Below are 17982 nucleotides of genomic sequence, written 5' to 3' on the forward strand. Positions count from 1 at the left end.
AGCAGGTGTAGGATTTTTGAAAAACTCAGTTCTCAATATCCTGTTTCAAATGAAGGAAAGGTTGTCTGAAAGTTAAACACGGTTTCAGACGACCTTTAATCAAATTTAAGAAAGCCCTTACCAAACAAACGGTTTCCTATTCATATCCGAAAGGTTGCCAACTTCATTATCCAGCAAGAACTGCTCAAAAGCATTCCAACCCTTTTTTTCCACCAATTCTGCTTCCTGTTTATACAAGGGGACAAGCAAAGGGAAAACAATATTGTAGTGTTCGCCATAACAGACCTGAAAATCATCGTTGAAATAAAATGGGGCGGAAACATACAGTGCGTCCATTTTTGTTGAATCAGCAATGCTTCTAGGCAAATAAATAACCTGCCCTCGAAGAAGAATTTTTTTGTTCTCAATGATGGTTTCCGCCAACCATCTTAAAAATGGAAAAATCTGATTTTCATCATATTTTAAAGAACATACAAAAAGTATTTCAAATCTGCTTTTATAATTCAGATCATGTTTGCTTAACCCTAAAGTAATATAAGTTTTTAAATCCCTGTTAGGGGAAGAGGGAATAGCTGCGATATTTAATTTGTACTGACTTCCCGAATCGCTTTTCGAGCCATGAGAAATAGTGCCTATATATTTTTCAATATGATTAATCATATTTTTCTTAGCTTCCCATCACTGTATCGAATAATCATAGACCAGATTGAGACAAAACGCCTTGTTCCCATTGATAGAAAGTCCGTCTGAAAAGTAAAAGTGTTTCAGACGGACTACGTTTGCCGACTATCCGACCCACTTTATTATCCAATGAGATTCTTGCAGGTATTCTTTTAATATTTCTAAGTTTTCGACCCAGTCATCGTAACTGTCAAATGATGAGAATTTGTCATTTGAAGATAACAGTATCAGAAATCCACCGGTATTTTCCTGGTCATCAATAATTTTTATGAATTTTTCTTCAGGATTGACCCCATTCAGGATAACCCCCAAAGTATTGAATTTTATTTCCATAGACATCCCCTAATCTTTAATGGGAATATGGTTATTTGTTAGTGGTTTTTTCTTATTCGAGTCTATCCTTTCCAAATGGATATGCGGTACATTTGGCGCATGATTCCCCTCTAAAGAGTTGTTATCAATTCTAAATTGCCTTGTGCCTGCTTTGTTCCGATAAACGCCGCTACCTGATTTACCAATTTCTTTATATTCGGAGCCTAAGTATTTAATTCCAGCATCTAAGGCTTCATCAGAAGATAAAGTATGCTTACTTGTTATATTACCTCTTTGAGTATTGGTTTCATTGATAACAGCATTAATTTTTCTTGGAGATTTTCCATACGGACAATCATTATGAACCCAAACTCCTTCCGTTTCCGCCTTATCGCCTTTGACAAAGTAAGTATGCCAATCGGCGACGGTCAGGTTGTAGGCTTTGAGCGGCTGCTGTTTGACGGTAATGCTTTGAACCGTCTGTTCCGCGCCGCTTTCAGACGACAACCTGTTTCCCGCTTTCAAATCCTCTGCTTTAACCCATTTGCCGTCCGAATAAAATGGGTGGATGCGGTTGGAAATCAGGGTTTGGCTGTTGCCGATGTCGTCTGAAACTTTAATGTAAATGGTTTCCTGATACGGATTGCCGTATTGGGCGGTAACGGGTTTGTATCCAGTTTCTCCGCTTGCCTCGTCCTTGGAGAAGACGCGGTCGCCGACCCGGATACGGGCAATAGCTTTGTAGCCGTCTGCCGTTTTAACCAAGGTGTTGCCGTGGAAGGAGCAGGTGTAGGATTTTGAAAAATCCCCACTAACCGCAGCCTTCCCCGGTTTTGCCGCCTTTGCCAGCTTCGCAACTTTGGCTGCGGCGGCAACGTTGAAGACGGCTTCAACGGTTTCGGCGGCATTGGGGTTTTCCCATATCCACCGGTCAACGGCTTCGCGCGTATTTTTTTCAAAGCCCGCCGCGCTGCCCAAGCCGCCGATGGCGGTCAGTTTGCTGTTCGCCGACAGGGGGGAGATGCCGTACATCGTTGTTTTGTCTACGGCATAGCCTGCTCCGTACAGTATGTCACCTATGCCCAAGGCTTCGCTTGCGCTGATAAAGGGGTTGAGCGCACCGGCGGCAACGCCGTTGATAAACTCCATGCTGTTGCCCCAGCGGTCGAGCTTGGCATTGTGCTCGAACATTTTTCTGTTGGCTTCATAGGCGCGGTCGGAGAAATTGCTGCCGAGGTTGCTGTAATTGTCGGATATGCGTTGTCTGACGTCGCGGGTGTCGGTCGGATTGAGTTTGATGCTGCGGGCTACGCCGTTAACGTTATAGGTGTATTCGTCGCGTGCCCCCGTAGGTTTGGGGTAATTGCCGCCCTTCGGGCCGTCGTAGGCATCGGCGGGATGATGTTCGTGTCCTTCCCAGTTGAGCCGGTATACGGTAAAGCCGTCGTCAACGCTGCCTTGTTCTTTGCTTGCGCTGTCGGCGGCGTGGTTGTCGAAGGGGGCGTGTTCTTCGTATCCGTGTCCGGAAAAGCGGACGGTGTAACCAAGATTGCCTTGGATTGCCGCCTGTTGGATGAGCAGGTTGCCCATCTGGTGAGTATAGTCTTGGATGACGTTGATTTGACCGGTGCGGTCGGAAACACTGCCGCGCGGGTCGCCGAAGAGGTGGTATTTGCCGCCGGGTTCGTAGTGCTGCCGTTGGGCGTTATCGGTAATGAACGGGTCTTGCGCCAAGTCCGCCGCGAGGGCGGGCTGTATGAGTGCGGCCGCCGCGAGGGCGCAGGCGGCAAGGAGGTTTGTCAGTCTTCGCAGCGGTTTCACGGTTTATCCTCCTTTGCGGCGGCGGATGACTTCGTTGCCGACATCGGGGTTTTTGCCGTTGTTTTGTTTGAAGTCGGGACGGTTTTGGGCGGTCGTGTCGCCGTAGGGGGTGATGTCGGAGAAATCGACCATCAGGCGGTCTGAAGCTTTGACGGTTTTGCTGACTTTGTAAGGGCCGGTCCAAAGGGCGTATTGTTCTTGGTATTGGGATTCGTAGGCGGCGGTTTTAGGGGCAATCAGCAGTTTCCGGCTGTCGCGGTCAACGGCGAAATATTCGAGCTTGGTCTGGGCTTTAAGGGTTTCGGCGTTGTAGAGGTGCAGTTCGGTACGGCTGCGGACGGTACCGAATACGTCGACGGTTACGAATACGTCGGTGTCGGCGTATTCGGGCGGTACGACCTCGATGCCGCGCAGGTAGAAGACGGTTTGAATGAGGTTGGTCAGGAAAGAAACGTCGCGGGGATTGGTAATCAGGGTTTCGTTGCGGTAGTCGCCCGTACCGTTGACGGACAGTCCGGCGGAGCGTTCGCCTTTGCGTCCGCTGTTTCTAGTCAGGGCGGCGGCGGGGGCGTTTAAGACCGATGTGGAAGTGGTAACGCTGGAGAGCGCGTCGGCTTTGGTAGTGGCAGTAGTATCGTAGGTGGGATAGCTGTATCGGGTAGCGCTGTCGGGGTTGTTTTGGTAGCCGCCGCGAATCAGTGCGTCGATGGAATAGCGTCCGCCGCTTATGTTGCCCGAACCTTGGTCGCCCATAACGGAGACGTAAAGGGCGGCTTTGCGTCCTTTCAGGGCGGACAAGTCCATTTCTTTGACGGCGGCGCGGGACGATGCGGCGACGAGTTCTTGTTCGACGGCAAAGCGTTTGCCGCCGCCGTGGGCGGGAATGCCGGTCAGTGTGCCGCAGGCGGTGAGGATGAGGGGGATGAGGAGGAACAGGATTTTCATAGCAGGGTTTGTTTTATTTTGAACAGGTGTGAGTGTAAAGGGATTTTAAGGATTTGTAAACGAAAGGGGCAAAAATGCCGTCTGAAAAGCGGAACGGGCTTTCAGACGGCATTGTTTTTTTCTGTTTGACAGCCTCAATCCAAAATTTTGCCGATGATTTCACCCACGTCTTTTGACAATCCTTACGGATTTTGGTGGACACCATTCCCGAGTGTTAGAACCTGTATTCACAAAAATAATAAAATATCTTTATGACTGGAAAATCCTACCCAACAGACTTAACAGATGCCCAATGGCAAGCGATTGAGCCGCATTTTAACCGGCTACGCCACTACAAATGGGATAAACGTGAATTAGTGAATGCCGTTTTGTACATTACCAAAACAGGTTGCCAATGGCGTATGCTGCCCAATGATTTTCCACCTTATCCAACCGTATGGAGTTTCTATCGCAGAGCCAACCAATCAGGCTTATGGGATAGGATTCTTTCGGCATTGGTTCAAAAAAACGTTTAATCCATCAAAAACAAGCGATGCCGACTTATGCCATTATTGATTCGCAAAGTGTCAAAACAGCTTCCGGCGCACATGATAAAGGTTTTGACGGAGGTAAAAAAATCAAAGGCCGTAAGCGACATATAGCTGTTGATACGTTGGGTAACCTATTGTCTGTTGTGGTTCATGCAGCCAATATCCATGACACAAAAGCAGGTATTTTTGTAGCAAAAAAAGCGTTTGAGACCTATCCGGGTTTAAAAGGTTTCTGTGCAGACGCAGGTTATCGGAATACATTTGAGCGCGAAGTATCGGAGCAATTGGGTTTAACTGTTGAGATTTCAAAGAAAATTCAAGATATTTCTTGGCATATTCTGCCCAAACGTTGGATTGTAGAACGAACGTTTGCATGGTTGGGTTGGTCTCAACGTTTGGCAAAAGATTTTGAGCAGACGAATTTATCTGCTGAAAATTTTGTCAAACTAGGGTATATTTCACAAATATTAAAATTTATCAAATAGTTGTTTGTGAATACAGGTTCTTAATATGGACTTTGGCCATGCATTCGTTTCCGCTATCGCATGTAACTGGATGGTGTGTATGGGTATTTGGTTCTATTTCGGCTCACGCCATACTTCAGGCCGCATTTTGGCAACTTGGTTTCCGGTCATGATCTTCGTGTTAATCGGTTTCCAACACTTTGTTGCCAATATGTTCATCATTCCGGCCGGTATTTGGGCGGGCGCAAATGTCAGCTGGGGTCAATTTTTCTACAATATGATTCCCGTCTTCTTAGGCAATGTCCTCGGCGGATCGTCTTTTGTTGCCGCTTTCTATCTCTTCGCTTATAAGCATTTGTTAAAAGATGATTTTTCTATTTAGTTCAAGCTGACTCGCTACCTCGTATTCATCAGAAATATGGGGTAGTTCCGTTATCAGGCCGTCTGAACAGCTCGTTTCGTGTCGTATAATTACGCTTTTTCTCTGCGTAACGTTTCATTTATAGGAAAGATAGTTTCATTGTCTTTCCTTTTCTCCAATTTAAGATAATTTTTGCAATCTTTTGTTTTCAAATGACTCCCCCTCAAAAGCACTACGATTTTTCATAAAGCCCGTGTTCCGTGCTTTGCAAAACAAAAAATTTACTGTATTCTGAATTCAATTATTTACAATTTAATAGGGATTGGTTACATATCCTATTGTATTTGAAAATAATTTATCCTGACTCTCTCGTGAAAAACAGGATTTTTAAGCTGTATTTTTATTAGAAAAAAGTTTGGGTACGAATTGTTTGCAATTTCAAAACCCGTATTTATAAGTTAGATGAGGAATAAGTACATGAATCCCATGTATATCACTTTCGCGATCTATTTGGTCGCCGTATTACTGATCGGCCTCGCCGCCTATTTTTCAACACGAAACTTCGACGACTACATTCTTGGCGGCCGCAGCTTGGGTCCGTTCGTGACCGCGATGTCTGCCGGTGCTTCCGATATGTCAGGTTGGCTTTTGATGGGCTTGCCAGGTGCTATCTACCTGAGCGGTTTGAATGAAGCTTGGATCGCCATTGGTCTGATTGTGGGTGCATACCTCAACTGGCTTTTGGTTGCAGGCCGTCTGCGCGTACATACCGAATACGCCAACAACGCGCTGACGCTTCCCGATTACTTCTTCCACCGCTTCGGTGCCGGCGGTCACTTGATGAAAGTGGTTTCTGCACTGATTATCTTGTTCTTCTTCACTATTTACTGTGCTTCAGGCATCGTAGCCGGTGCTACCCTGTTCCAAAGCCTGTTCCACGGTATGTCTTACACTCAAGCCATGTGGCTGGGTGCCGGCGCGACCATCGCCTACACTTTCTTGGGCGGTTTCTTGGCAGTAAGCTGGACCGATACCCTGCAAGCTTCTTTGATGATTTTTGCATTGGTACTGACTCCTGTAATGGTGTACTTGGGTTTGGGCGGCGCAGATCAAATGAATGCTGCCATCCAACAAGTTGCCGCTTCTACCGGTAAAGAATACGGCAGCCTGTTTGCCGGTACTACTTTCATCGGCATTATCTCTACTGCCGCTTGGGGCTTGGGCTATTTCGGCCAACCACACATTTTGGCCCGTTTCATGGCTGCTGAAAGCGCTAAATCTTTGGTTTCTGCACGCCGTATCGGTATGACTTGGATGGTTCTGTGTATGGCCGGTGCTGTGGCTGTCGGTTATTTTGGCATTGCATATTTTGGAGCAAACCCTGACCAAGTCGCTTCAATGAACGGCAACCACGAACGTATCTTCATCGCTTTGGCTACCCTGCTTTTCAACCCTTGGATTGCCGGTATCATCTTGAGCGCGATTCTTGCTGCCGTAATGTCTACCCTGTCTTGCCAATTGTTGGTTTGCTCCAGCGCGATTACCGAAGACTTCTACAAAGGCTTCCTGCGTAAAAACGCCCAACAAGCTGAATTGGTATGGATTGGCCGTCTGATGGTATTGGCGATTGCCGTGATTTCTATCCTGATTGCTTCTGACCCTAACAGTAAAGTATTGGGCTTGGTAGCTTACGCATGGGCCGGCTTTGGTGCCGCATTCGGTCCGGTTGTTATCCTGTCTGTTTTGTGGAAACGCATTACTGCCTACGGTGCACTCTCCGGCATGATTGTTGGTGCGCTGACTGTGGTTGTTTGGGCTGAGTGGATCAAAAAACCTGCTCTGGCTGCACAAGAAACAGGCTTCACTACCGTATATGAAATCGTTCCCGGCTTCATCGCTTGTACCCTCGTGATTGTTTTGGTCTCCCTGATCGACAAAAAACCTTCACGCGAATTGCAAGAACGTTTCGAAAAAGCAGACGCAGAATACCGCTCCTCTAAATAAGACGTTTTCAGACGGCCTGCATGATTCCGTGCAGGCCGTCTTTACGAAATAAACTGTTTCAAAATAATCTGAGCCTTATCAGAAAAAACAGCAATTTATGCGGATACATCTTGTATCCGCATCATAATTTTATTACGATATTACTATCCTTCAGAATGCCTGTTTTAGCAGTCTTAATTCAGGCCGTCTGAAACCATGAAAAAAACCTTTGGAGAACATAAATAATGTTTAACTTCGCTTTTCCAACACAAACTCCTCTGCGTCAAGCTGTAACTGATGCCTACCGCCGCGATGAAATCGAGGCCGTTCAGGATATGTTGCAACGTGCACAGATGACCGACGAAGAGCGCAATGCCGCCTCCGAGCTTGCCCGTCGTTTGGTTACTCAAGTCCGCTCCAGCCGCACCAAAGCAAGCGGCGTAGATGCCTTGATGCACGAATTCTCTCTCTCCAGTGAAGAAGGTGTTGCACTGATGTGTCTGGCCGAAGCCCTGCTGCGTATTCCGGACAATGCAACCCGCGACCGCCTGATTGCCGACAAAATCTCCGAAGGCAACTGGAAAAGCCACTTGAACAACAGCCCTTCCCTCTTCGTTAATGCGGCTGCATGGGGTTTGTTGATTACCGGCAAACTGACCACCAACACTTCTGAAAAAAACATGGGTTCTGCCCTGAGCCGCATAATCAGCAAAGGTGGCGCGCCTCTGATCCGTCAAGGGGTGAACTATGCAATGCGCCTGCTGGGCAAACAGTTCGTAACCGGCCAAACCATTGAAGAAGCGCTGCAAAACGGTAAAGAGCGCGAGAAAATGGGCTACCGCTTCTCTTTCGATATGTTGGGTGAAGCCGCATACACCGAAGAAGATGCCAACCGCTACTACAACGACTACGTTCAAGCCATTCACGCCATCGGTAAAGATGCCGCAGGCCAAGGCGTTTACGAAGGCAACGGTATTTCCGTTAAACTTTCCGCCATCCATCCTCGCTACTCACGCGCCCAACACGAACGCGTTATGAGCGAACTGTTGCCACGCCTGAAAGAATTGTTCCTTTTGGGTAAAAAATACGATATCGGTATCAACATCGACGCCGAAGAAGCCAACCGTCTCGAATTGTCTTTGGACTTGATGGAAGCTTTGGTTTCCGACCCTGACTTGGCCGGCTACAAAGGTATCGGTTTCGTTGTTCAGGCCTACCAAAAACGTTGCCCATTCGTTATCGACTATCTGATCGACCTGGCACGCCGCAACAACCAAAAACTGATGATCCGTTTGGTTAAAGGCGCATACTGGGACAGCGAAGTAAAATGGGCCCAAGTAGACGGCATGGAAGGCTATCCGACTTACACCCGTAAAGTCCACACTGACATCTCCTACCTCGCCTGCGCACGCAAACTCTTGGATGCGCAAGATGCCGTGTTCCCACAATTTGCTACCCACAATGCTTATACTTTGGGCGCAATCTACCAAATGGGTAAAGGCAAAGACTTTGAACACCAATGTCTGCACGGCATGGGCGAAACCCTATATGACCAAGTAGTCGGCCCGCAAAACTTAGGCCGCCGCGTACGCGTGTATGCCCCAGTCGGCACACACGAAACCCTGCTTGCCTACTTGGTACGCCGCCTGTTGGAAAACGGTGCGAACTCTTCTTTCGTGAACCAAATCGTTGACGAAAACATCAGCATCGACCGCCTGATTAAGAGCCCATTCGACACCATCGCCGAACAAGGCATCCACCTGCATCCGGCATTGCCTCTGCCGCGCGATTTGTATGGCAAAGACCGCCTGAACTCTCAAGGCGTAGATTTCAGCAACGAAACCGTATTGCAAAACCTGCAAGAAAAACTCAACCAAGCTTCTTCCGAAGACTTCCACGCCGCTTCCATCGTCAATGGCGAAGCGCGTAACGTAGTCGAAGCGCAACCTGTCCGCAACCCTGCAGACCACAACGATGTTGTCGGTACCGTCAGCTTTGCCGATGCAGCATTGGCTCAAGAAGCGATTGGTGCAGCCGTTGCCGCCCTGCCTGAGTGGAGCGCCAAACCTGCTTCAGAACGCGCCGACTGCCTGCGCCGTTTTGCCGACCTGTTGGAACAACACACGCCTGCATTGATGATGCTGGCCGTCCGCGAAGCCGGTAAAACCTTGAACAACGCTGTTGCCGAAGTACGCGAAGCCGTTGACTTCTGTCGCTACTATGCCAACGAATCTGAAAACACCCTGCCTAAAGATGCCAAAGCTGTCGGCGCAATCGTTGCCATCAGCCCATGGAACTTCCCATTGGCCATCTTTACCGGCGAAGTGGTTTCTGCATTGGCTGCCGGTAACACCGTTATCGCCAAACCTGCCGAACAAACCAGCCTGATTGCTACTTACGCCGTTTCCCTGATGCATCAAGCCGGTATTCCGACTTCTGCGCTGCAACTCGTACTCGGCGCAGGTAATGTCGGCTCTGCCCTGACCGGCGATGCCCGCATCGGCGGCGTGATCTTCACCGGTTCTACCGAAGTAGCGCGTCTGATTAACAAAGCACTGTCCAAACGCGACGACAACCCTGTCCTGATTGCCGAGACCGGTGGTCAAAACGCGATGATTGTGGACTCTACCGCCCTGCCGGAACAAGTCTGCCTCGACGTTTTGAACTCTGCCTTCGACAGCGCAGGCCAACGTTGTTCCGCTCTGCGTATCTTATGCGTTCAAGAAGATGTTGCCGATAAAATGGTCAACATCATCAAAGGCGCAATGGACGAATTGGTTGTCGGCAAACCGACCCAATTGACCACAGACATCGGCCCTGTCATCGATGCTGAAGCCCAACAAAACCTGTTGGCCCACATCAACCGAATGAAAGGCGTAGCGAAGGCTTACCACGAAGTCAAAACTGCTGCCGACGTTGATAGCAACAACTCTACTTTCGTTCGTCCAATCCTGTTTGAATTGAACAACTTGAACGAGTTGCAACGCGAAGTGTTCGGCCCTGTATTGCACGTTGTCCGCTACCGCGCCAGCGAATTGGATCAACTCATCGACCAAATCAACGCTAAAGGCTATGCTTTGACCAGCGGTGTACACAGCCGTATCGAAGGTACTGTCGAACACATCCGCGACCGCATCGAAGCCGGTAACATCTACGTCAACCGCAACATCGTCGGTGCTGTTGTCGGCGTACAACCTTTCGGCGGTCACGGCTTGTCCGGTACCGGTCCTAAAGCGGGCGGTCCATTCTATCTGCAACGTTTGGTTCGTACTCCTGAATGGGTTGCACCAACCCTCAGCCGTATTGGCCAAGCAGACGAAGACGCGCTCAAACGTTTGGAAACTTTGGTTCACAAACTGCCGTTTAATGCAGAAGAGAAGAAAACTGCAGCCGCAGCTTTGGGTCACGCACGAGTTCGCACGCTGCGCAAAGCCGAAACCGTATTGGTCGGCCCGACCGGCGAACGCAACTCATTGAGCTGGCGCTCTCCGAAACACGTTTGGGTACACGGCGGTACTCTGTTGCAAGCCTTCTCTGCTCTGACCGAGCTGGCTGCCGCAGGCATTCAAACCGTTGTTGAGCCAAACAGCCCACTGGCTGCCTACTCTGCCGATTTAGACGGTTTGCTGCAAGTCAACAGCAAACCTGAAAAAGCAGGCATCAGCCATGTTGCCGCCATCGAGCCTTTGAGCAGCGAGCGCAAACAAGAGTTAGCCGGCCGCGACGGTGCGCTCATCCGCATTCTGCCTTCCGAACAAGGTCTGGACATCCTGCAAGTATTTGAAGAAATCTCTTGCAGTATCAATACTACCGCTGCCGGTGGTAATGCCAGCCTGATGGCAGTTGCCGACTAATCGTAGCCAAATCAAAGGCCGTCTGAAATTCAGACGGCCTTTTTCTTATGTTTTTATTTACATTTTTGCCGGATATTCGCACAAATCGTTAATCAAACATTTGCTGCATTGCGGTTTTAAAGCCTTGCACGTATAGCGGCCATGCAAAATCAACCAGTGATGGGCATCCATCAAAAATTCTTTGGGAATAAAGCGCATCAATTTGTCTTCGACCTCGCGCACATCCTTGCCCGGAGCGATTTTAGTACGGTTGGAAACACGGAAAATATGGGTATCGACCGCCATAACAGGTTGCCCGAATGCAGTATTCAGCACCACATTGGCGGTTTTACGGCCAACGCCGGGCAAAGATTCCAAAGCCTCTCGGTCGGCAGGTACTTCGCCGTTGTATTTCTCCAGCAGAATACGGCAAGTCTGCATGATGTGCTTGGACTTGGTTTTGTAAAGGCCTATGGTTTTGGTGTATTCCATTACGCCGTCCAGCCCCAAATCCAACATGGCTTGCGGCGTATTGGCAATGGGAAAGAGTTTGGCAGTCGCTTTGTTCACACCGACATCAGTCGCTTGTGCAGACAATAACACGGCAATCAGCAGCTCAAACGGCGAGCTGAAATTCAACTCGGTAGTCGGATGAGGATTGGCAGCGCGGAAACGCTCGAAAATTTCTTGGCGGATTTGTTTGTTCATTGTTTAGATTATTTTTTTATTGGCGCAGCAATTATAGTGAAATCATGTTAATACGGCTACTTCAAGTAAAACAAGGCCGTCTGAAATTGTTTTCAGACGGCCTTGTTTCATAAAAGCATTGCTATTTTAATGCGGTTTACTTCTTACTCAAAGTCAGCCCTGTCCAGCCGAACACCAGCGTCAGAGCCAAGCTCAAGTAGCAGAAGAAGGCATAAGGCAGGTATTCCCAAACAGGCACGCCCAAGGCATGGCTGATAAATACGCCGCAGACGCTCCAAGGCACCAATGGGTTGATGACCGTACCCGCATCTTCAAGCGTACGGGCAAGATTGCGCGAATGCAGACCAAGCTTGTCATAAACCGGCTTAAAGGTTTCGCCGGAAAGCAGGATACTCAAATATTGCTCACCAATCAGGAAGTTGACACCGACCGATGTCATGGCCACGCTGAAAGTAGCGCGTCCGGCATTGGTCAGGAACGCATGAATGGCTTCCAGCAAAGACGGAATCACACCTATGCTGAACAACAGACCGCCCAAGCTCATGCCGAGTATCACGATGGTTTGCGTAAAGAACATGCTTTCCAAGCCGCCGCGAGAAATCAAACGGGCAATGTCTTTAAATGCTTCGCCTTCAAGTTTGTATCCGCTGTAAAACCACGCGCCCAGCTGTTTCAAATCAGGCGTACTGTGGAAGTAAGTCACAATCAGCGCCACTATAACGGTAAACAACATGGCCACAATAGCATTCACGCGCATCAGGGCAAGGACAACCAACAAGGCAAACGGAATCAGTGAGTAAGCATGAACCAAACCGGTTGCTTCCAATTGCGCGCGGAAAGCTTCGACACTGTTCATGTCATGCGCGGCAACATTGGGCAAGAGCCACAACATCAACGCCGCACTGATCAACCATGCAGGCACAGTGGTGTACATCATGTTTTTGATGTGCTCGAACAAATCAATGCCGACAATCGAAGCGGAAATACCGGTCGTATCGGAAAGTGGCGACATTTTATCGCCAAAGAACGCCCCCGACACAATCGCACCTGCCGTCATCGCCATATTGGCATGAAACGCAGCCGCCATACCCATAAATGCCACCCCGACAGTCGCACAAGTCGTCAAACTGCTGCCGATGGAAATACCGATGATCGAGCAGAGCGCAAACGCCGAGAGATAAAAATAAGTCGGCGAAATCAATCCGAAACCGTAATACATCAGCGTCGGAATCGCACCGCTCATCATCAGCGCGCTGACCATCAGGCCGATAAAGAAAAACAGATAAATCGCGCCCATGCCCTGCCCGACCGCGCCTATCATACCGTTTTGCATGTCTTGATATTTCAAGCCGCGCATCAAACCGTACAACAGCAAGACCACAATCGCCGTCACAATCGACATATGCGGTAGCCATTCAAGCGAAATAATCGTATAACCCATTGCCGCCACCAAAGCCAAGGCCACAGCGATGGCCTCAAAGCGCGGCATATTCAGTAAGGATTTGAAAGCAAACATTGTTCTTTGCCTTTTTAATAAGTATTTAACAGATTTTAGCATAACAGGCCGTCTGAAACCCGATTTTCAGACGGCCTGCCTGTTATTTTATAAAAACAGCTTCAGTGAAACTGCGACACTTTCTTTAAAATATATCGAATTATTAAAATTAAATATTTTTAAATGAAAATAAATGGAATTTTATTGCTTTTTAAAACGTCCATCATGCAAAAATGCCCCCACCTGCTTGACCGTTTTACGGTTAAACAGCATACCGCTATGGCTGACAGGCAAAACGACATGATCGCGCATATTCGGACAATGCGTTTCGCTGACCAAAACCGTACCATCATGTTCACCATGCAAACCTAAAACACGGCCCAGCCCATACGGTTTATTGCCGGCAATACTGCCCAACTCAACACCCTTTGGCAATTCCGGCATACCGCCGTCCAATGCGCCTTTATACGAGCCGCCCAATACCGGTTTTTGCAAACCCATATTGAACACACGTTGCGCGGCACGGCTACCTTGGTGCGGCGTACCCATGGTAACGATACGGCCGCTGACTTTATCCGGATATGCCGCCGCAAAATTGCGTAAGACCAACCCGCCCAAACTATGGCCGACAAAGTGCAGCGTTTCATCAGCATGGTTCTCATCAATCCATCGCGCCAAATCTTCAACATGTCGGTTCATCGAATGCAAAACACTGTAATAATCGAACAGCGCCACTTCAAAACCTTCTTGTTCCAGCAAATACGCCAGCGGTTTCATTACCCATGAATGCATGTGCAAGCCATGCAGCAAAATGATTTTGGCCATTTTTTCCTCCTGTCATTTAAATCATTATGCCACAAAGTAAAAAGGCCGCCTGAAACTTAGAGTTTCAGACGGCCTTTCATCATGATGAATTATTCGTCAGCTTTATAGCCTTTTATAGCAAAGAAGACAATGTATACGTAACAAATCGCTGATACAACGAAAGAAATCATCAGACCGTAAGTATCCGCAGCCCAACCTTGTACCACAGGCACAATCGCACCGCCGACAATCGCAGTACACAATACGCCGGAAGCGCTGCTGGTGAATCGGCCCAGACCTTTGGTTGCCAAAGAGAAAATCGTTGGGAACATGATGGAATTGAAGAAGCCGATGGCCAACAATGCCCACATCGCAATATCTGCACTGGCTTTACCTGCCAACATAGCAACGCCCAACAGGGCAACAGCAGCGGTAGCGTTAAATGCCAAATAGCGGTTAGGCGCAATTTTTGCCATGATGGCAGAGCCTAAGAAGCGGCCAACCATCGCGCCGCCCCAGTAGAACGACAGATATTTTGCGGCAGACGAGTGGTCCATACCTTTCAGGTAACCCAACACGCTGACCAACAAAGAACCGATAGATACTTCAGCACCAACGTAACAGAAAATACCGGCCGCACCCAAAACCAAATGACGGTATTGCCATACGCTGTGTTTGCCATCATGGTTGTGTTCGCTCTCTTCTTCAGCAATTTTGTTTGCATCAGGCAGACGAATCATTTTGACAAACACAGCCAAAATAATCAGCAAACCGGCCAAACCCAAATATGGAATTTGAACAGAAGAAATTTGCTCGGCTTTGCTGACAGTTTGTGTCGCATCAGCCAAAATCAGGAATGCACCGATTTTCGGAGCAATAGTCGTACCCAATGAATTGAATGCCTGCACCAAAGTCAGCGTTGCAGATTCTTTGCCCGGTTTCGCCAACAGGGTTACATACGGATTACCCGCAACCTGCAACAGGGTGACGCCCGAAGCAAGAATGAAGAGCGCGCCCAAGAAAGTCGGGTAAGATTGGCTGCCCGCAGCAGGATAAAACAACAAGCATCCGACGGCGGTCAGCAAGAAGCCGCCGATGACGCCATTTTTATAGCCGATTTTACCGACGAGATGCCCCATCGGAATCGACATGATGGCATAGGCGGTAAAGAAGCAGAACTGAACCAGCATCGCCTGAACATTGGTTAGCGTGAAAATTTTCTGCAGATGCGGAATCAAAATATCGTTCATGCAGGTAATGAAACCCATCATGAAGAAGAGTGTGGTCAGGACGACCAGTGCAGGAGTATGATTTTGTTATGAATGCGCAGACATGATTTGTCTTTCGTTTTGTTAAGACTCGCTAAAAAATGAGCTTGAAGCAGTTCATTAAGCTTAACACCCATTAACAGCCGACGGTATCATACTGATATTTCATCACTTTGAAAACTATTTTCTGACATCTGACTATATTGCCTTTTCGCCGTTTAATTTTAAAAAACCCAATAATATTAGTTTTATATTCTAATAATTTTGAAATATGGGCATAATCCACTTTCAAATCCTACTATTTATTTTTTACAATATCACTTGATGTAACTCAAAACATGCCCCTTCTTTACGCTTACCTTGCCCTGATTGCTTCTGCCTTCACTTCAGCTACACTTCTTCCGGGTACATCCGAGGCGGCATACGCCGCATTTGTGTACCAATATCCGCAACATGCCCTTGGTGGATGTTTGTGCGCCGGTTTGGCAAATGGCTTGGGCAGTATGGTTTCGTATTACATGGGCAGAATGTTTCCGGCCAAGAAAAGGCCGTCTGAAAAAGTATTGGCACGTATAAAACGATGGGGAATTTGGCCGCTATTATTTGCATGGCTGCCGATTATCGGTGATGCCCTCCCCCTTGCCGCAGGCTGGCTCAGGCTCAATGCTTTGCATTGCGCCATCATTCTGATTGCAGGCAAACTGCTGCGCTATGCCATGATTTATTGGGGAATGAGCGCAGTTGCCGGATAAGCACAACCAAAAAATAAAAGCCGTCTGAATGATTCAGACGGCCTTTTGCCTTTAATTCGACAATTACAAGACTTTCACAATGCTCTCGCACAGGTAGTCGATGTTATCATCGGTAATGCCTGCAACATTAATGCGGCCGGAGCGGACGGCATAAATGGCAAACTCGTTTTTCAAACGGTCAACTTGTTCGGGAGTCAAGCCGCTGAAAGAGAACATACCGTTTTGTTCGATAATGAAATCAAAGTCTTGGGTTGCGCCTTTGGCTTTGAGCAACTCAACAAATTTTTGGCGCATGGCTTTGATGCGGCCGCGCATTTCATCGAGTTCGGCAATCCATTGTGCTTTCAAATCATCATTTTTCAACACCAGCGCAATGGTGTTTGCGCCGTGTGAAGCCGGGTTGGAATACAAGGTGCGGATGATGGTTTTGACTTGGCTGTGGGCGCGGGCGGCGGTTTCTTCATCTTCGGCCACCAAAGTGAACGCGCCGACGCGCTCGTTGTACATACCGAAGTTTTTGGAATAAGAGCTGGCAATCAGCAATTCTGTATTGTGTTTCAAGAACACGCGCAAGCCGTAGGCATCTTCTTCCAAACCGTTACCGAAGCCTTGGTAGGCAAAGTCAAACAGCGGCAGCCAGCCTTTTTCGGCAGAAAGTTTTGCCAAAGTTTCCCATTGTTCGGGCGTAGGGTCGATGCCGGTAGGGTTGTGGCAGCAGCCGTGCAGCAGGACGATGTCGCCTTTTTGCGCCCGGCCCAAGTCTTCAATCATACCGTCCCAATCCAAACCGTGTTTGGCGGCATCATAGTAGCGGTAAGGTTTGTCTTGGATGCCGACCGCTTTGGCGATGGCGTTGTGGTTAGGCCAGGTCGGATTGGAAATCCAGATGGTTTGTGCGTCCAACTGACGTTTGGCAAACTCGACGGCAATACGCAATGCGCCTGTACCGCCAAGGCTTTGCGCTGTTTTGGCGCGACGGCTGGCGATGATTTCGTGGTCTTTGCCGAACAGCAGGATTTGGGTTTGCTCGTTGTAGTCGGCAACGCCGTCGATAGTCAGGTAATTTTTGGTTGTTTCGCTTTCCAACAGGCGTTTTTCAGCCTCTTTGACGGCTTTGACAATAGGCGTCGCGCCGGATGCGTCTTTATAAATGCCGATACCGAGATTGACTTTCTCCGGACGGGTTTCGGCTTTAAACGCCTCGCCCAAACCTAAAATCGGATCAGCAGGAGCAGCTTCGATATGCTTGAAGAACATGATTTTTCTCTTTACAAGTAGTAAAACGGTTGAAAAAATACAAACTTAGTACGATTTTACGCCGTTTCAGGCCGTCTGAAAACGGATTATTACAGGGTTTTAACGCAAGATTGCCAACAAATCCAAAGGCGTGACAATACGAAAATCGGCAAGCCAGTTTTCGGTTTGGTCTTCGGCAGAAATATAGCCCCAATCAGCAAGCACGGTCGTCATGCCTGCATTTTTTCCTGCCTGCATATCGCGCTCGGCATCGCCGACATAAAAACATCGCTGCGCCTCAACGCCAATCTGTTCGCACGCATAAAACATAGGCTTCACGCTGGGCTTGGGTTCATCGCAAGTATCGCCGCTGACAATCACGGCGGGAGGCACGGTAAACCCGAGCTTAGGCACGAGGACATCGGTAAAACGCATAGGCTTGTTGGTAATAATGCCCCATCGGATACCGCGTTGAACTAAGGCTTCCAACATTTCGTTTACGCCGTCGAACAAGATGGTTTGGTCGGCATAGCAGCGGCTGTATTCGTCCAAAAACTCTTTGCGCCATTGCATATAGTCCGGATGATCGGAAGTAATGCCTGCACCCAGTTTGAGCAAACCGCTCGCACCGTGGCTGGCCTGCGGACGGATTTCATCCATGCTTTTTTCCGGCAAACCGTGTCGGCGCAATACCATGTTGAGTGCGCCACCCAAATCAAGTGCGGTATCGGCAAGCGTGCCGTCAAGGTCGAATAATACGGCTTGGGTCATAAGTGTTCCTTTGATGAT

At 48.5% G+C, this 17982-nt stretch carries 15 protein-coding genes and 1 pseudogene; 6 read left to right on the plus strand and 10 right to left on the minus strand.

Translation table 11 applies throughout. The features are described 5' to 3' along the window. Positions 1 to 117: 117 nt before the first annotated feature. The 4 genes from FAH67_RS06440 to mafA form a co-directional block, all read right to left on the minus strand. On the minus strand, positions 118 to 660 hold the full coding sequence (locus FAH67_RS06440; protein ID WP_003680261.1) for a suppressor of fused domain protein: 543 nt from the start codon (positions 658 to 660) through the stop codon (positions 118 to 120). A 126-nt stretch (positions 661 to 786) separates the two neighbouring features. Then, complete coding sequence (locus tag FAH67_RS06445; protein WP_002236686.1) at positions 787 to 1014, minus strand: hypothetical protein; 228 nt, start codon at positions 1012 to 1014, stop codon at positions 787 to 789. Between the two features lie 9 nt (positions 1015 to 1023). Next, the gene (gene mafB / locus FAH67_RS06450; protein WP_039863798.1) at positions 1024 to 2814 is read right to left on the minus strand and encodes a polymorphic toxin MafB class 1; all 1791 of its coding nucleotides are present in this window, start codon (positions 2812 to 2814) and stop codon (positions 1024 to 1026) included. Between the two features lie 3 nt (positions 2815 to 2817). Continuing rightward, entirely contained in the window at positions 2818 to 3759 is a 942-nt protein-coding gene (gene mafA / locus FAH67_RS06455) for an adhesin MafA (RefSeq protein ID WP_003680267.1), read from the minus strand. 251 nt (positions 3760 to 4010) lie between these two features. Here mafA and FAH67_RS11820 point away from each other — a divergent pair, with 251 nt between their 5' ends. The 5 genes and pseudogenes from FAH67_RS11820 to putA all read left to right on the plus strand — a co-directional run bounded on the left by FAH67_RS11820 (position 4011) and on the right by putA (position 10951). Further along, positions 4011 to 4274, plus strand: a complete 264-nt coding sequence (locus FAH67_RS11820) for a transposase (RefSeq protein ID WP_112890679.1) — start codon at positions 4011 to 4013, stop codon at positions 4272 to 4274. Positions 4275 to 4291: 17 nt separating this feature from the next. Further along, positions 4292 to 4774, plus strand: coding sequence for a transposase (locus FAH67_RS11825; RefSeq protein WP_112890822.1), 483 nt, complete (start codon positions 4292 to 4294; stop codon positions 4772 to 4774). Between the two features lie 19 nt (positions 4775 to 4793). Next, positions 4794 to 5135, plus strand: a pseudogene (locus FAH67_RS06475) (formate/nitrite transporter family protein); the annotation flags it as partial. Between the two features lie 456 nt (positions 5136 to 5591). Then, positions 5592 to 7118, plus strand: coding sequence for a sodium/proline symporter PutP (gene putP, locus FAH67_RS06480; RefSeq protein ID WP_039864413.1), 1527 nt, complete (start codon positions 5592 to 5594; stop codon positions 7116 to 7118). A gap of 224 nt (positions 7119 to 7342) precedes the next feature. Continuing rightward, positions 7343 to 10951 carry a bifunctional proline dehydrogenase/L-glutamate gamma-semialdehyde dehydrogenase PutA gene (gene putA / locus FAH67_RS06485; protein ID WP_003682523.1) on the plus strand — a complete coding sequence of 1203 codons (3609 nt, stop codon included), beginning with the start codon at positions 7343 to 7345 and terminating at the stop codon, positions 10949 to 10951. Positions 10952 to 11008: 57 nt separating this feature from the next. Here the strand turns inward: putA and nth are convergent, their stop codons facing one another. From nth to FAH67_RS06510, 4 genes are all read right to left on the minus strand, one after another. Then, positions 11009 to 11638, minus strand: coding sequence for an endonuclease III (gene nth, locus FAH67_RS06490; protein WP_003682524.1), 630 nt, complete (start codon positions 11636 to 11638; stop codon positions 11009 to 11011). Positions 11639 to 11774: 136 nt separating this feature from the next. Continuing rightward, positions 11775 to 13154, minus strand: a complete 1380-nt coding sequence (gene nhaC, locus FAH67_RS06495) for a Na+/H+ antiporter NhaC (protein WP_039864415.1) — start codon at positions 13152 to 13154, stop codon at positions 11775 to 11777. 180 nt (positions 13155 to 13334) lie between these two features. Further along, positions 13335 to 13958, minus strand: a complete 624-nt coding sequence (locus tag FAH67_RS06505) for an alpha/beta fold hydrolase (protein ID WP_003682529.1) — start codon at positions 13956 to 13958, stop codon at positions 13335 to 13337. 89 nt (positions 13959 to 14047) lie between these two features. Continuing rightward, positions 14048 to 15235 (minus strand): sugar MFS transporter, encoded by a 1188-nt coding sequence (locus FAH67_RS06510; protein ID WP_232500839.1) that lies wholly within the window; start codon positions 15233 to 15235, stop codon positions 14048 to 14050. 308 nt (positions 15236 to 15543) lie between these two features. On the opposite strand from FAH67_RS06510, the gene FAH67_RS06515 reads away from it, so the two are divergent. Continuing rightward, a complete protein-coding gene (locus FAH67_RS06515) occupies positions 15544 to 15957 on the plus strand; it encodes a YqaA family protein (protein ID WP_003682536.1) in 414 nt (137 codons plus the stop codon). Between the two features lie 63 nt (positions 15958 to 16020). Here FAH67_RS06515 and FAH67_RS06520 read toward each other — a convergent pair whose 3' ends face one another. After that, the gene (locus tag FAH67_RS06520; RefSeq protein WP_003682537.1) at positions 16021 to 17214 is read right to left on the minus strand and encodes an amino acid aminotransferase; all 1194 of its coding nucleotides are present in this window, start codon (positions 17212 to 17214) and stop codon (positions 16021 to 16023) included. A gap of 99 nt (positions 17215 to 17313) precedes the next feature. Further along, positions 17314 to 17964, minus strand: coding sequence for an HAD family hydrolase (locus FAH67_RS06525; protein WP_003682539.1), 651 nt, complete (start codon positions 17962 to 17964; stop codon positions 17314 to 17316). Between the last annotated feature and the right edge of the window lie 18 nt (positions 17965 to 17982).

Origin of the sequence: Neisseria flavescens, assembly GCF_005221285.1 — a bacterium.
In the GTDB taxonomy this organism is placed as follows: Bacteria; Pseudomonadota; Gammaproteobacteria; order Burkholderiales; family Neisseriaceae; genus Neisseria; species Neisseria flavescens.